Source organism: Bradyrhizobium sp. GW821-FHT13H05, assembly GCF_058804065.1.
In genome coordinates this window covers 285,365-299,321 of the sequence record NZ_JBXAPO010000004.1, presented here as the reverse complement: position 1 = coordinate 299,321, position 13,957 = coordinate 285,365, and the positions used below count along the sequence as shown (strand labels likewise).

Sequence of the window (13,957 nt, the reverse complement as noted above, 5' to 3'; positions counted from 1 at the left end):
CCATGGCATTGGCCAAAGCGCCTGCGATCGAGCCGGGACGGCTCGCAACCACGACGCGTTCCCGCGCCCGATCGCAGGCCTGGACCTGGGTCGCGATGGGTGGCCCGCTCGTCCTGCTGCTCGTCTTCTTCCTGGTCTACCCCGTCGGCCAGTTGCTGCTGCTCAGCGTCTACAACGACAGCGGGTTCACGCTTGCGCCGTACCGCCAGCTCTTCGCCTCATCCGTCTATATCGATGTCCTCCTCATCACGCTGAAGATCTCGCTGGTGACGACGCTGGTCTGTGTCGTCACCGGCTACCCGATCGCCTATCTGATTTCCGTGGTCGGCAAGGAACGGAAGGCGACGCTGCTGTTCTGGGTGCTGCTGTCGTTCTGGACCAGCTTCCTGGTCCGCGCCTTCGCCTGGATCGTGCTGCTCGGGCGCAACGGTGTCATCAACAAGCTGCTGATCTCGCTCGGCATCATCTCGAGCCCCGCGAGCCTGCTCTACAATTTCGGCAGCGTGCTCGTCGGCATGGTCAATGCGCTGCTGCCGCTTGCCGTGCTGACGATGCTCTCGGTGATGGAGAACATCGATCGGACGCTGCCGCGCGCCGCCGCCACGCTCGGGGCGCGTCCGGGCATGGCGTTCTGGAAGATCTACTTTCCGCTGTCGCTGCCCGGCGTCGCTGCGGCGGGGATCATGGTGTTCGTCACGGCGATCGGTTTCTTCATCGTGCCGGCGCTGCTCGGCGGACGCCGCGAGACCATGATCACGCAATTGATCATCGACCAGGTCCAGCAGACGCTGAACTGGGGATTTGCCGGCGCAATCTCCGTGCTTCTCCTGGTCGTCGTGCTCATCGTCTTTGCGGCCTACGACCGGCTGCTCGGCCTGTCGACCATGACGGGGGCGGCAGCGCCGCGCAGCGCGACGCCCTCGCGCCTCGCCGGGCCTGTCCAGAAGATCGGCGACGCCGTGCTGACGCTGCTCGGCGTGATCTCCGATCGCATTATTCTCGCGCTGCCGTCGCGCCGTCGCGACCGCAATCCGGACCAGGCGGGCCTCGGCCTGCAGGCCTTCGTCTGGACCATGCTCATCGTCATCAGTGCGCCGACCATTTTGATGATTCCGCTGTCGTTCGGCACCGGCGGCCTCAACTGGCCGCCGCAGGGATTTACGCTGCATTGGTATGAGACCGTGCTGCATTCGCCGGTATGGACCCAGGCGTTTCTGCGCTCGCTGCTGGTCGGCCTGGGGACGGGGGGCCTCGCCATGCTGATCGGAACGCCGGCGGCGTTCCTGCTGGTGAGGAGCGACATCCCCGGCAAGGCCGCCTGGCTTGCCTTCATCCTGTCGCCGATCGTCGTGCCGCGCATGATCATCGCGGTCGGCATGTTCTACGTGTTCGCGAGCATGGGCCTCGTCGGCAGCGCCTTTGGCCTCATTCTCGGACATACCGTCGTCGCGGTGCCCTACGTCGTCATGACCATGATGGCCGTGCTGCGCAACTACGACACGCGGCTCGATCATGCCGCGCAAAGCCTAGGCGCACGCCCCTTTGCGACGCTGCGCCACATCACCTTTCCGATTCTCGGCGCCGGCATGTTCTCCTCGTTCCTGTTCGCCTTCGCGACCTCGTTCGACGAGCTCACCATCGCGCTGTTCGCGACCGGCGGCCTCAACGCCACGCTGCCAAAGCAGTTCTGGGACGAGGTGACGCTTCAGGTCTCGCCCGTGATCGCCGCCGTCTCAACGTGCCTGTTCATCTTCATGGGGCTCTTGATCTTCGTCGCCGAACGCCTGCGTCGGCGCGCTGCCGCAAGGTAGTCATCCCGCGTTCTAACCAGAGGTTCTCGTCATGCTGACTGCCAATCGCCTCCGCGGCCTGTTTCCGGCCATTCCAACCCCGGTCCAGGCCGACGACACCATCGATGCCGGCGCGGTCTCGGCGTTGTTTGCCTGGCTGCTCAAGCAGGGCATCGACGGCGTGGTGCCGCTCGGCGGCACCGGCGAATACGGCGCGCTGGCGCGGTCCGAGCGCATCAAGATGGCGGGCCTGTCGGTGAAGGCGATGGCGGGCAAGGGTCCGGTCATCGCCGGTGTGTTGGACACCGGTTTCCATGATGCCTTGCAGGCGGGCAAGGAATTCGCAGCGGAGGGCGTGGACGGTCTGCTGGTTCTTACGCCATATTATACCAACCCGACTCAGGCCGGCATCCGCGACTATTTCCTGCGCTATGCCGACGCCTCGCCCGTGCCCGTCCTGATCTACGAGATTCCCTATCGCACCCGGATCGCGATCGAGCCCAGGATCCTGCATGAGCTCTCCAGGCATCCCAACATCATCGGCATGAAGGCCTGCAATCTCGACATGTATCATTTCCTCCAGGTCGTGGCCGGAATCGACGAGAGCTTTGCGGTGCTGAGCGGCGAGGACAGCCTGTTTCCGCTGCATCTGGCGGCCGGCGCGACGGGCGGCATCGTCGTCACCGCCTGCCTGCTGCCGCGCGCCTGGCGGAATATCTACGAGACGGCGATTGCTGGTCGGACGGCGGAGGCACTGAGCCTGCACCGCCGCCTGATCCCGTTCATGAACATGGCGTTTGCCGAGACCAATCCGGGGCCGATGAAGGCGGTGATGGACATGGTCGGCGTCGACGCGCCGCGGATGCTGGCACCGCTGGTGCAGCCGGCGCCGGCGCTGGTCTCGGCGTTCCGGGCCGAGCTCAAGAAGCAGTTGGCGCTTACTGAAAACGTCGGGTGACGAAAGGACGGCGACATGGCGCGTAGCGGCCAGGGCGGATCAAGAAAGGCTGTCAAGGCCAAAAGCCTGGACAAAGCGAGCCCGGATAAAGCGCGTGCGGGAAAGCACGTCGAGAAAAGCGCCGAGCCCGCGCGCTCGTCGCTGTTCGTCGGCTCGACCGAGAAGGCGTTTCAGGTCCTTCATGCCTTCGACGGGCCGCGACGCTACATGACGCTGGCCGATATCGCGCGCGCGGCCAATCTCGACCGCAGCGCCACCCAGCGCCTGGTCTATACGCTGGAGACGCTCGGCTATCTCAGGCGGATCGAGGGCACGCGCAACTATGGCCTCACTTCGAAAGTGCTCCAGTTCTCGCACAGCTATCTCAAGGCCAACGAACTGATCGACAAGGCCTCGCCCTATCTGCTCGACATGAGCCGTAACCTCGGCGAGACCTGCAATTTGCACGAGCTCGACGGCCACGAGGTCGTGTTCGTGGCACGCTTTCCCGGCCGGCATCTCATCCATATCGATTTCGTGATCGGAAGCCGGCTGCCGGCCTACTTCACGGCTTCCGGCATCGCCATCCTGTCGGCTCTTCCTGAGGAGATGCGGCACGATCTGTTGAAGCGTACGCAACTCGAGCCCCTTACGCCGTATACGATTACGGATCCGGACCAGCTTCTGGAGCAGGTGCGCCTCGCCGCCGCGCGCGGCTATTCGATCCAGGTCAACCAAAGCGTCATGGGCGACATTTCGGTCGCGGCGCCGATCATCGACGAGCACGGCCGCGCGGTTGCCGCGGTCAACATCTCCGTGCCGACCACGCGCTGGACCAAGGAGCGCGCCGAGGCCGAGCTCGTGCAGCATGTCCATGTCGCCGCGACCTCGATCTCGAAGTCGAAATTCAATCGCTACGCCGCCTGATGCGGATGCTGCTGAATGCCGACGACTACCGCAGCCGTGCGCAAAAATTTCTGCCGCGCGGCCTGTTCGACTATATCGATCGCGGCACCGAGGACGAGGTCGCGCTGAGACGCCTGCGCGCCTCGCTCGATCAGATCACGCTGACGCCGTCGGTGCTGACCGGGCACGACAGGCGATCGCTCGACACGACGCTGCTGGGACAGCGCCTCGCGGTACCCCTCGTCGTCGCGCCGACGGCGCTTGCCGGCCTCGTCGCGCATGACGGCGAGACCAAACTGGCGCGCGCGGCCTCGCGCGTCGGCATTCCCGTCTGCATCTCGACGCAATCGGTGACGACGGTCGAAACCATCCGGCGCGGCGCGCCCGATGCGACGCTGTGGTTTCAGCTCTATGTCTGGCGCGATCGGGCGCTGACGGCAGGACTTCTGGAGCGCGCCCGCGCCTGCGGCTGCGAGACCCTGGTCGTCACGGCGGATACACCGGTCTCGCCCAACCGCGAGTACAACAAGCGCAACGGCTTCGGCATCCCATTCGTACCCAGCCTGCGCAGCACGATCGACGTCGCGCGGCATCCGCGCTGGCTCGTCGGTGTTCTCGCGCGCTATCTCCTGAGCGAAGGCATGCCGACCTACGGGCACTATCCGGACGAGTTCCGCACGGCGATCACCCGGCCGAACATCGCCGAGGCCGTGCGGCTCGACCATCGCCTCGACTGGGACGATTTGCGCTGGCTGCGCCAGCTCTGGCCGGGCAAGCTGATCATCAAGGGCGTCCTGGCCGTCAAGGACGCGGAGACCGCGGCCGAGCTCGGCTGCGACGCCATCGTGGTTTCCGCCCATGGCGGCCGCAATCTCGATTGCCTTCCGGCGCCGGCGGAGTGCCTTCCGGCGATCACCGAAGCGGTCAGGGGACGATTGACGGTGCTTGCCGACAGTGGGGTCCGGCGTGGCACGGATGCGCTGAAATATCTCGCGCTCGGCGCCGAAGCCGTCCTGCTCGGCCGCCTGCCGCTCTGGGGCCTTGCCGCGGGCGGCGAAGCCGGTGCAGAGGCGGTCCTGCGCATGATCGTCGGCGAGATGGATACCGCGATGGCGTTTCTCGGCGCGGTCAACGTCACAGCCGTTCGGGCTCAGCTTCAGTAGAAGGGATCCCGGCCTTTCGTTTCTTCGCCTCTCCCCGCAAGCGGGGAGAGGGAAAAGAAACGGCTACTTTACTTCGCCGCCGCCAGCGCCGGGTAATCCGTGTAGCCCTTCGCGCCGCCGCCGTAGAACGTGTTCTTGTCCCAGTCGTTCAGCGCCGCGCCCTGCTTCAGCCGCTCGACCAGATCGGGGTTGGAGATGAACGGCTTGCCGAAGGCGATGAGATCGGCCGCGTTCGCGTCCAGCACCTTGGACGCGAGATCGAAGTCGTAGCCGTTGTTGGCGATATAGGCGCCGGCAAAGCGCTTGCGCAAGGACGCATAATCGAACGGTGCGAAGTCGCGCGCACCGCCGGTGGCGCCCTCGACGACGTGGAGATAGACCAGCTTGAGCGCGCTGAGGCCGTCGACGATGTGATCGAACAGGGCTTGCGGATTCGAATCCGCGATATCGTTGGCGGGCGTCACCGGCGAGATGCGAATGCCGGTGCGGTCGGCGCCGGCCTCTGCCACGACGGCTTTGGAGACCTCCAGCATCAGCCGGGCGCGGTTCTCGATCGAACCGCCATAGGCGTCGGTACGCTTGTTGGCGCCGTCCTTGGCGAACTGGTCGAGCAGATAGCCGTTGGCGCCGTGGATCTCGACGCCGTCGAAGCCGGCTTCGAGCGCATTCTTGGTGGCGCGCTTGAAGTCGTCGATAATGCCTGGGATTTCGGAGAGCTCGAGCGCACGCGGCTCGGAGACGTCGGCGAAGGTGCCGTTCACAAAAGTCTTGCCCTTGGCGCGGATTGCGCTCGGCGCCACCGGGGCTGCGCCGTTGGCCTGGAGATCGACATGCGAGATGCGGCCGACGTGCCAGAGCTGGATGAAGATCTTGCCGCCGCGCTCATGCACCTGATCGGTGACCTTGCGCCAGCCGGCGACCTGGTCCTTGCTGTAGATGCCGGGCGTGTCCTGGTAGCCCTGGCCCTGCTGCGAGACCTGGCTCGCTTCGGTGATCAGAAGCCCTGCGGAGGCGCGCTGGGCGTAATAATCGGCGGCGAGTGCACCCGGTACGAACGTGCCGGGAATGGCCCGGTTGCGCGTCAGCGGCGCCATCACCAGGCGGTTCGCCAGCGTGATCGGGCCGAGCTTGTAGGTCTCAAACAATTTGGTCGAACGGCTCATGGGAATGCTTCCAGGCGGTGAGAGGTCCGGAACACTTGTGCATCGCGGCATCCGGCGCAAGGGAGGAGCCATACGGAAAGTGCAGGCGAGCTACGCGGCGGCAACCGCGTAGCATAATTCATGTGCAATTCCGGCTGCGACAGCGGCTTTCCACTATTGCAGCCGTGCGATTGCGCAAATCAGTTCAAACCCATGAAATCGCGCTTGCCGACCTCGACGCCGTTGTGGCGCAGGATGCCGTGAGCGGTCGCGCAGTGGAAATAGAAGTTCGGCAGCGAGAACGCGCTGAAGAATTGCTGGCCCTTCAGGGTGGTGGTTTTGTCCGGCCCGGTCGGGAAGGTAACGTCCTTGGTATCGGCACCCTCGAACTGCGCGGGCTTGAACGACTTCACATAGTCGATGGTCTTGGCCAGCCGCTGCTTCAATTCCTCGAAGGTCTTTTCGGTGTCCGGGTTCGACGGCACTTCGCTGTGGGTCAGCCGCGCGCAGCCCTTGGCGGCGAAATCGCTGACCAGCTGGATCTGCTTCGACAGCGGCAGCATGTCCGGGAAAAGGCGGGAGCCGAGCAGGACGGCGGGATCGACCTTCTTGGCCGCGCAATGCGCCTCGGCCTTGGTGAGCAGGCCGGTCAGGCTGTTCAGCATCTGCAAATAGGCGGGAACGACGGCGTCGTGGAAGGACATGTGATGCTCGCTTCAATGGTGGGAAATCTCAGGAGAAAACCTGAGCCACTCACATGGGAGCCTCATGGAAAAATACAATCGTGGAAGCGGCTTGTGCGGTGCGAAAATTCTACGGCGCCTGGATGCGGTACTATCACGCCACCCTCTCTGTCATCGCCCGCCTAGTGCGCAATTGCGCACAGGGGCGGGCGATCCAGTACTCCGAGACGGTTGTGATAGGGCCGAGGCGCCGCGGCGTACCGGATGCCCCGCCTTCGCGGGGCATGACAGAGGGGGCTTAGCGGACCGCGTTCGCCGGCTGCGCCTGCGCCGTGCCGCCGCGCATGCGCGCCAGCAGCTCGGCGGTCGGCCAGGAATCCGCGGGCAAGCCGAACTTGATCTGCATCGCCTTCACGGCCGCGCGGCTCTGCTGGCCCAGCACGCCGTCGACCTTGCCGACATTGAAGCCGGCCTGGACCAGAAGCTGCTGCAATTGCTTGAGCTCGTTGAACGGCAGTTGCGCGACCGGCGTTGCCGGCTTGCGCATCGGAGCCGCGCCCGCGATGCGGGTTGCAAGATAGCCCGCGGTGGTCGAATAGATCAGCGAGTTATTCCACTCGGTATAGGCCGCGAAATTCGCATAGGCCATGAAGGCCGGACCAAAGCGTCCCATCGGCAGCAGCACGGAGGCGGCGAGATTGTCGTTCGGCAGTGGCCTTCCGTCGGGATAGGTGACGCCCAGCTGGCCCCATTTCGAGCGCGGCAGCTGCACGGTGAGATCGGTCTGATCCCACGGCAGGTTCTGCGGCACCTTGATCTCCTCCAGCCACGGCTCGCCGCGCCGCCACTTCAATCCGTTGGCAATGTAGTTCGCGGTCGAGCCGATCACGTCGTCCTCGCTGCGCAAGAGATCGCGCCGTCCGTCGCCGTCATAGTCGACGGCGTAGTTGACGTAGTGCACGGGCAAGAACTGTGTCTGCCCGAGCTCGCCGGCCCAGGAGCCGATCATCTCGTCGGGTGTGAGGTCGCCGCGGTCGATGATCTTCAGCGCGGCGATCGTCTCGTTCACGAACATCTCCGAGCGCCGGCAGTCATAGGCCAGCGACACCAGCGATTTCAGCGTCGGCAGATTGCCCATGTTGACGCCGAAATCGCTCTCGAGGCCCCAGAACGCGGCGATCACCGCCGGCGGCACGCCATATTCCTTTTCGGCGCGCGCAAAGGCAGCGGCATGTTGCTTGATGTGCTGCTGGCCGTTCTGCATGCGATAGGGCGCGGCCATGCGTCCGGCGAACTCGGTGAAGAGCTGCCCGAACACGCGCTGGCCGCGGTCGCGGTTGACGATGCCCTGGTCGTAGACGAGGTAGGGCGAGGCCTCCGCGATCGTCCGCTGCGACACGCCGGCGGCCACCGCTTGACTCTTCACGTCGGCCAGAAAGCGATCGAAGCTCGCGCCGTTGTGGCACGACGCCGCGCGCGGCGAGGGGGCTGTGGCCTTGGGCGCGGCAGGCCTCGCCGGCGGTGGTGCGAATTGGGCTGAGGCGGGAAGGGCGAACGAGAGCAGGGCGGCGGCCGCGATCGCAAATCGGGTCTGGAACATGAGGTTTCCGGAGGGGAGGAGACGCTTGGATTCTTGACGAAGTTTAATGGAATGATCGCGCGCAAACCAGTGCCGCGGCTCCGCGACGCACCTTGAAACCTTGCATCCGGGCCGGGGTCATCCCTACCTCATGTTCGCCGGCCTGCGACGCCTTCAGCGGCCGCGACCGGCCCGGGAGAGGGCCATGAACTATCTTCGTACCGCAATGCTGCTTGCAGGCCTCACCGCCCTGTTCATGGGCGTGGGCTATCTGATCGGCGGCGCCTCGGGCGCCATGATCGCGCTCGTCATTGCCGCGGCGACCAATCTCTTCACCTACTGGAACTCCGACCGCGCGGTGCTCTCGATGTACGGCGCCCATCAGGTCGACCGTTCGACCGCGCCGGAACTGGTCGGGCTCGTCGCCGAGCTTGCGGGCCGCGCGGGCCTGCCGATGCCGCGCGTGTTCCTGATGGACGAGGCGCAGCCCAACGCGTTCGCCACCGGCCGCAATCCCGAGAATGCCGCCGTTGCCGTCACCACCGGCCTGATGAACCAGCTCAGCCGCGAGGAGCTTGCCGGCGTGATCGCGCACGAGCTTGCGCATATCAAGCATCACGACACGCTGCTGATGACTGTGACCGCGACCATCGCGGGCGCGATCTCCATGCTGGCGCAGTTCGGCATGTTCTTCGGCGGCCATCGCGACAACAACAACGGCCCGGGCATCGTCAGCTCGATCCTGATGATGATCCTCGCCCCGCTCGGCGCCATGCTGGTGCAGATGGCGATCAGCCGCACCCGCGAATACGCCGCAGACAATCTCGGCGCACGCATCGCCGGCCAGCCGATGTGGCTGGCGTCGGCGCTGGTGAAGATCGAGGGCGCCGCGCATCAGGTGCCGAACTATGATGCCGAGCGCAATCCTGCGACCGCGCACATGTTCATCATCAATCCGCTGTCGGGCCACGGCGTGGACAATCTGTTCGCCACCCATCCGTCGACGCTAAACCGCGTCGCGGCGCTCCAGCAGCTTGCGGCCCAGCTTGGCGCGCAGGCGGCGCCGTCGGTCGGCGCCAACGAGAACTATCCGCCGCAGGGGCCGTGGGGTCGCTCGTCGTCGCGCGGTCCTTCTCGTGGTCCTTCTCGTGGTCCTTGGGGCTGACGGAACCTGCAGGGTTTTGGTGCGGGTTGTGACCTGGCGCACACAGGATCGTCCCGGCCGGTGTTAACACCTGACCGAGAGTGTTCCTTCGAAAGGGGATGCGTGGCCGGCCTGCTGCCGGTCGCCGTCGAAGATGACCAGAGCTGCCGTACCATTGCTGATCGTCCTGGGCGTGCTCATTGGGCTGTCCACGCACACGGTCGTCAATTGCGGGGACGAGGACGAGCCCGACATCTGCTCGGCCGTGATCGGCTTCTCGCCGCTCCGCGGCTCGCTGATCGCCTTTGCCTATGAAGGGCGCGGGCGGATCGCGATGCGCCATGGCGACTGGGCCCGGGCGATTGCCGATTTCGACGAGGCCATCCACCTCAATCCCAACCGCGCCTCGCTCTACCGCGACCGCGCGCTGGCACGCCGGCAGAACGGCGATCTCGCGCTCGCCATCGAGGACTATGACGAGGCGATCGCGCATGATCCCAGGCTTGCCGCGCCCTATCATCAGCGCGGCCTCGCGCTCGCCGCCACCGGCGATCTCGACCGCGCCATCCTGAGCTACAACACGGCTGTCCGCCTCGACCCCACCGATGCGCAGGCCCGCCTCGACCGAGGCCTGGCCTTCCTCGCTCGCGGCCAGGCCGACGACGCGCGCGCCGATTTCGAGGCAGCCCTTGCACTGCCGGCCGGCAAGGATGCCCGCACCCGCGATGCGGCGCGCGCCAAACTCGCCGAACTCGCCAGCGCCGAGCCGACCCGGGTCGCCGCGCCAAGGCGGTAGAGCTGCATTCGCTGCTGCAACCCTCTCCCCTTGCGGGAGAGGGTGGCTCGCCGCGATAGCGGCGAGACGGGTGAGGGGTATCTCTCCGCGCGTAGAAATCTTGCAGGCGAGTTCGCTGAAGCAACCCCTCATCCGGCGCTTCGCGCCACCTTCTCCCGCAAGGGGAGAAGGAAAAAGGCCGCGCCTACTTCGCTTTCTTGGCTTTGGCCTTCTTCGCCTTGGCCTTCTTCACCGGCTTCTGCTTCGCCGGTTTCTCCACCTTCACCGCAATCGGCGTGCTGGCCGCGATTCGCATGGCGCGGGCGTAGCTGTCGGCGACGTTGTCGGCGGACATCTGCAGGCGCCTGGCGGCGGCGGTGGCCTGCTCCATGGTGGCCTTGGCCATCATCTTGAAACGGTCGCTGGTCTCCTTGCCCTTGGCCTTGGCCGCAAGGCCGCTGAAGCGATCCCGCCGCTCCTTGGCGCGGGTCATCAGGCCCGTATGCAGCTGTCTGGCCAGTTGCCGGATCACGACATCCAGGTCGGCGTCCGCCATGTTGTTCTATCCTCTTGAAAACAGTATCGATGCGGGCGGGACTATGCAGATCGGGCCCTGCCTTGGCAATTCCCGGCCGGCCGTCATCCGCAGCTTCCGGTCCCCAAAACAAAAAAGCCGCGCTCATCACGCGGCTTTTGCCTGATTGGCGCAGGAGCGCTAGCTCTGCCTCACTTCAGCGAGGCCACCGGGCCGCTCGACGCGGCCGGGTCGGGGTCGAAGCCGAACACGCCGACCAGGTATTTGTAATAGTCCGGCATCTTCTCCTTGAGCACTTCGCGCGACTTGGGGTCGTGGAATTCGCTCTTTCCGGCGAGGAAGATGCTGGCGGTCACGGCGAAGAATTCCATGGGATTCTTCATCGCATAGGATTCCCGGGGCAGGAGATCCTTGGACTTGGCCATGGCGAAATAGCCGATCACGCCCTTGTTGGCGTAGCCGTCCGGCAGCAGCCGCGCGTGATAGGCGTGCAGCAGCTCGTGCAGCAGCACCGCCTCCTTTTCGTAGCGCATCATGTCCGGGCGCAGCATGATCACGCCGAGCCCCGAATCGACCGCGAGGTCGATGGCGTTCGGGTTGCTCCAGCGCTGCTTGCCGGGGTCCCAGACCGTCAGCGTGCGGGGCGCGCTGCGCTGGATGTCCGGCGCGACCCGGCCGTAGCATGCGGTCGCAGCACCTTCGTCGAGGCAGGCCAGCTCGCTCGCGACGATCGGAACGGTGTGGAAGAAGCGCAGCACGCGCGGGGAGAGGCCGGACGCTTCGACGACGTCGATCTGGCTCTTCAGATTGTCGGTGAGCTTGTCGATATCCTTGCGGTCGCGGGCCTCGGAGATGTCGAACATGTAGCCGCGATAGCTCTGGAAGCCCGGCGGCAGCGCCTGCGCGGCCTCGCCGGACGCATCGAGCGAGCCGGCATTGGATGGATTGGCAAAGAGCGCGCCGACGATGGTCGCGGTCAGCAGCAACGCAATGCGCATGGTGAACCCCCTGATGTCACTTCACGCGGCAGGATAGGCCGCCGTCGTTTGCGAAAAGTGAGTGGGGCGAGACTAAGGCACCGATGTTGAGGCGTGCTTAACCGTTGGTTGCAGATCGCGCAGACGAATTAGTGCCGGGTTAACCACGCAGGGTATCCCGGATCCGCGCTTCGGCGTAGGATCGAAGCCGGGCACCATGCCCCACAGCAATAGCCGGAGGAGGATGCCATGTATGCCGCCATCCGTCAGGCCAAGGCGAAGAGCGGGAGCGCCGAGGAACTGGCGCGCCGCATCAAGGACGGCGCCGTTCCGATCATCAGCGACGTCGATGGCTTCAGGGCCTATTACGTCGTCTATGCCGGCGACGACACGGTCACCGCGATCTCGATCTTCGACAAGTTCGAGCAGGCCGAGGAGGCGAACCGGCGCGCGATCGCATGGATCGAGAAGGAAATCGGCCCGCTGCTCGCCGGCGACGCGCACGCAGCGGCAGGGCCGGTGATCGTGCATACGCTGGCGTGAGCCCTTCGTCATTGCGAGGAGCGAAGCGACGAAGCAATCCAGGCTGTCACTGCGGAAACAGTCTCGATTGCTTCGCTTCGCTCGCAATGACGAGGAGGCAGATGCGCCGCCCTCACAACTCCCGCGCGTTCGAGAACGCGAAGCTCGACACCCGCCGCGTCGTCTCGTCCAGGATCAGCGTGCGCGTGATCGGCGGCTCGGCGCGCTGGGCGCAGTTTTCGCGCTCGCAGAGACGACAGTTGACGCCGATCGGCGTGCCCTCGGTTTTCTCCAGATCCATGCCCGCGGCATAGACCAGGCGCGCGGCGTGGCGGATCTCGCAACCGAGGCCGATGGCGAAGCGCGGTTGCGGCAGCGGGTGCGGCGCGACGGGGCGGCGCACCATCTGCGCGATCGAGAAATAGCGCGTGCCGTCGGACAGCTCGATCACCTGCTTGAGCAGGCGATCCGGCGTGTCGAAGGTCGAGTGCACGTTCCAGAGCGGACAGGTGCCGCCGAACTTCGAGAACGGGAACGTGCCGGACGAAAAGCGCTTCGAGACGTTGCCGGCATTGTCGACGCGGAGCAGGAAGAACGGAATGCCGCGCGCGTTCGGCCGCTGCAAGGTGGTGAGGCGGTGGCAGACCTGCTCGAAGCCGGAGTTGAAGCGCTGCGCCAGCAAATGGATGTCGTAATTGAGCGCCTCGGCGGCAGCCAGGAACGCCGGATAGGGCATCATCACGGCGGCCGCGAAATAATTGGCGAGCGTGATCCGGAACAGGCGCCGCGGCGTGTCGTCGAGCGGGCCGGCGCGGCCGATGATGGTCTCCAGCGCTTGCGCGCATTCACCCAGGCCAAGCTGGAAGGCGAGCTGGAACGCGCGGCCGGGCGGATCGACCAGCTCGGAGATCAGCAGCTGGCGGCGGTGGCGGTCGAAGCGCCGGAGCGTCTCGCGCATCACGTCCACGGGCATGATGCGGGTCTGGATCGAATGCTTTTCGCGCAGGCGCTCGGCGAGCGCCGCGTAAAGCCCTTCAGCCGGGACGTTCAGTTCGTCGCGAAGGGTTTCCGCGGCCTGCTCGAGCTCCGGGAAATAGTTGCGGTTGGCCTCGATCAGCTCGCGCACGCGCTCGACCGGATTGGCCTCATAGCGCGTGCCGACGTCACGGTCGGCCATCTGTGCCGCCGCCAGCGTCTCGCCCTGGCGGGCCTCGGTATAGGCCGCGTAGAGCCGTTGCAGCGCGTGGGTGACGCCGGGGCAGAGCTCGGCGAGGTCGCGCAGCTCCTGCTTGGGCACGTCGATCTGGCGGAACAGCGGATCGGAGAAGATCTCGTTGAGCTCGGCAAAGAATCGGTCCTCGTCGGCGGTGGCGAGGTCGCGCAGATCGAGGTCATAGGTCTCGGCCAGCCGCAGCAGGATCTGGGCGGTCACCGGGCGCTGGTTGCGCTCGATCAGATTGACGTAGCTCGGCGAGATCCCCAGCCCCTCGGCGATCTGGGTCTGTGACAGCCCCAATTGCTGCCGGATCCTCCGGAAGCGCGGGCCGACGAACAGCTTCTTCCCTGATACGGCGGGCATTTGTCAGATCTCCAAGGGAACTAAGAGCGCATCAAGGACAGTCTTGCTGACCTATTTGTTACAAGATTTACAATATAACATCTATTACATGTTCTGATGTTACATGACATCACCAATAAAAAACAAGCCATCTATCCGAAGTTTCCATTTTCGCGTTTAGCTCCTGACACGCATCTCGCAATGCATTGTCAAGAATGTCGATGGCAAGCCATCGCCATCGTCAGC

The 13,957-nt window shown here is 65.2% G+C and carries 13 protein-coding genes; 7 read left to right on the top strand and 6 right to left on the bottom strand.

Annotation, left to right across the window (positions count from 1 at the left end):
• Positions 1 to 2: 2 nt before the first annotated feature.
• From AC1RR3_RS14730 to AC1RR3_RS14715, 4 genes are read left to right on the top strand one after another with little or no spacing between them, the layout of a single operon-like run.
• Entirely contained in the window at positions 3 to 1,811 is a 1,809-nt protein-coding gene (locus AC1RR3_RS14730; RefSeq protein WP_492823722.1) for an ABC transporter permease subunit, read from the top strand.
• 31 nt (positions 1,812 to 1,842) lie between these two features.
• On the top strand, positions 1,843 to 2,748 hold the full coding sequence (dapA, locus tag AC1RR3_RS14725; protein ID WP_492823720.1) for a 4-hydroxy-tetrahydrodipicolinate synthase: 906 nt from the start codon (positions 1,843 to 1,845) through the stop codon (positions 2,746 to 2,748).
• Between the two features lie 15 nt (positions 2,749 to 2,763).
• Positions 2,764 to 3,654 carry an IclR family transcriptional regulator gene (locus AC1RR3_RS14720; protein ID WP_492823718.1) on the top strand — a complete coding sequence of 297 codons (891 nt, stop codon included), beginning with the start codon at positions 2,764 to 2,766 and terminating at the stop codon, positions 3,652 to 3,654.
• A complete protein-coding gene (locus AC1RR3_RS14715; protein WP_492823716.1) occupies positions 3,654 to 4,796 on the top strand; it encodes an alpha-hydroxy acid oxidase in 1,143 nt (380 codons plus the stop codon). The genes AC1RR3_RS14720 and AC1RR3_RS14715 overlap by 1 nt, the downstream gene beginning before the upstream one ends.
• Positions 4,797 to 4,864: 68 nt before the next feature.
• Here AC1RR3_RS14715 and AC1RR3_RS14710 read toward each other — a convergent pair whose 3' ends face one another.
• From AC1RR3_RS14710 to AC1RR3_RS14700, 3 genes are all read right to left on the bottom strand, one after another.
• On the bottom strand, positions 4,865 to 5,959 hold the full coding sequence (locus AC1RR3_RS14710) for an alkene reductase (protein ID WP_492823714.1): 1,095 nt from the start codon (positions 5,957 to 5,959) through the stop codon (positions 4,865 to 4,867).
• Positions 5,960 to 6,138: 179 nt separating this feature from the next.
• Entirely contained in the window at positions 6,139 to 6,642 is a 504-nt protein-coding gene (locus AC1RR3_RS14705) for a DUF1993 domain-containing protein (protein WP_492823712.1), read from the bottom strand.
• 277 nt (positions 6,643 to 6,919) lie between these two features.
• Entirely contained in the window at positions 6,920 to 8,221 is a 1,302-nt protein-coding gene (locus AC1RR3_RS14700; RefSeq protein ID WP_492823710.1) for a lytic murein transglycosylase, read from the bottom strand.
• 184 nt (positions 8,222 to 8,405) lie between these two features.
• Here AC1RR3_RS14700 and htpX point away from each other — a divergent pair, with 184 nt between their 5' ends.
• Together htpX and AC1RR3_RS14690 are read left to right on the top strand one after the other, a co-directional pair.
• The gene (htpX, locus tag AC1RR3_RS14695; protein ID WP_492823708.1) at positions 8,406 to 9,365 is read left to right on the top strand and encodes a zinc metalloprotease HtpX; all 960 of its coding nucleotides are present in this window, start codon (positions 8,406 to 8,408) and stop codon (positions 9,363 to 9,365) included.
• Positions 9,366 to 9,498: 133 nt separating this feature from the next.
• Complete coding sequence (locus AC1RR3_RS14690) at positions 9,499 to 10,140, top strand: tetratricopeptide repeat protein (RefSeq protein WP_492823706.1); 642 nt, start codon at positions 9,499 to 9,501, stop codon at positions 10,138 to 10,140.
• A 184-nt stretch (positions 10,141 to 10,324) separates the two neighbouring features.
• Here the strand turns inward: AC1RR3_RS14690 and AC1RR3_RS14685 are convergent, their stop codons facing one another.
• Together AC1RR3_RS14685 and AC1RR3_RS14680 are read right to left on the bottom strand one after the other, a co-directional pair.
• Positions 10,325 to 10,675: a hypothetical protein gene (locus AC1RR3_RS14685; protein WP_492823704.1), complete on the bottom strand. Its 351-nt coding sequence runs from the start codon at positions 10,673 to 10,675 to the stop codon at positions 10,325 to 10,327.
• A gap of 170 nt (positions 10,676 to 10,845) precedes the next feature.
• Entirely contained in the window at positions 10,846 to 11,652 is an 807-nt protein-coding gene (locus AC1RR3_RS14680; protein WP_492823702.1) for a hypothetical protein, read from the bottom strand.
• Between the two features lie 228 nt (positions 11,653 to 11,880).
• On the opposite strand from AC1RR3_RS14680, the gene AC1RR3_RS14675 reads away from it, so the two are divergent.
• On the top strand, positions 11,881 to 12,174 hold the full coding sequence (locus tag AC1RR3_RS14675; protein ID WP_008137780.1) for an antibiotic biosynthesis monooxygenase: 294 nt from the start codon (positions 11,881 to 11,883) through the stop codon (positions 12,172 to 12,174).
• A gap of 112 nt (positions 12,175 to 12,286) precedes the next feature.
• On the opposite strand, the gene AC1RR3_RS14670 is transcribed toward AC1RR3_RS14675, so the two are convergent.
• Complete coding sequence (locus tag AC1RR3_RS14670) at positions 12,287 to 13,732, bottom strand: helix-turn-helix domain-containing protein (protein ID WP_492823700.1); 1,446 nt, start codon at positions 13,730 to 13,732, stop codon at positions 12,287 to 12,289.
• Positions 13,733 to 13,957 lie beyond the last annotated feature (225 nt).

Bases quoted from the DNA above. Each gene is read 5' to 3' on its own strand.
- AC1RR3_RS14730 (WP_492823722.1), top strand. From the start codon at position 3: ATGGCATTGGCCAAAGCGCCTGCGATCGAGCCGGGACGGCTCGCAACC.
- dapA (WP_492823720.1), top strand. From the start codon at position 1,843: ATGCTGACTGCCAATCGCCTCCGCGGCCTGTTTCCGGCCATTCCAACC.
- AC1RR3_RS14720 (WP_492823718.1), top strand. From the start codon at position 2,764: ATGGCGCGTAGCGGCCAGGGCGGATCAAGAAAGGCTGTCAAGGCCAAA.
- AC1RR3_RS14715 (WP_492823716.1), top strand. From the start codon at position 3,654: ATGCGGATGCTGCTGAATGCCGACGACTACCGCAGCCGTGCGCAAAAA.
- AC1RR3_RS14710 (WP_492823714.1), bottom strand. From the start codon at position 5,959: ATGAGCCGTTCGACCAAATTGTTTGAGACCTACAAGCTCGGCCCGATC.
- AC1RR3_RS14705 (WP_492823712.1), bottom strand. From the start codon at position 6,642: ATGTCCTTCCACGACGCCGTCGTTCCCGCCTATTTGCAGATGCTGAAC.
- AC1RR3_RS14700 (WP_492823710.1), bottom strand. From the start codon at position 8,221: ATGTTCCAGACCCGATTTGCGATCGCGGCCGCCGCCCTGCTCTCGTTC.
- htpX (WP_492823708.1), top strand. From the start codon at position 8,406: ATGAACTATCTTCGTACCGCAATGCTGCTTGCAGGCCTCACCGCCCTG.
- AC1RR3_RS14690 (WP_492823706.1), top strand. From the start codon at position 9,499: ATGACCAGAGCTGCCGTACCATTGCTGATCGTCCTGGGCGTGCTCATT.
- AC1RR3_RS14685 (WP_492823704.1), bottom strand. From the start codon at position 10,675: ATGGCGGACGCCGACCTGGATGTCGTGATCCGGCAACTGGCCAGACAG.
- AC1RR3_RS14680 (WP_492823702.1), bottom strand. From the start codon at position 11,652: ATGCGCATTGCGTTGCTGCTGACCGCGACCATCGTCGGCGCGCTCTTT.
- AC1RR3_RS14675 (WP_008137780.1), top strand. From the start codon at position 11,881: ATGTATGCCGCCATCCGTCAGGCCAAGGCGAAGAGCGGGAGCGCCGAG.
- AC1RR3_RS14670 (WP_492823700.1), bottom strand. From the start codon at position 13,732: ATGCCCGCCGTATCAGGGAAGAAGCTGTTCGTCGGCCCGCGCTTCCGG.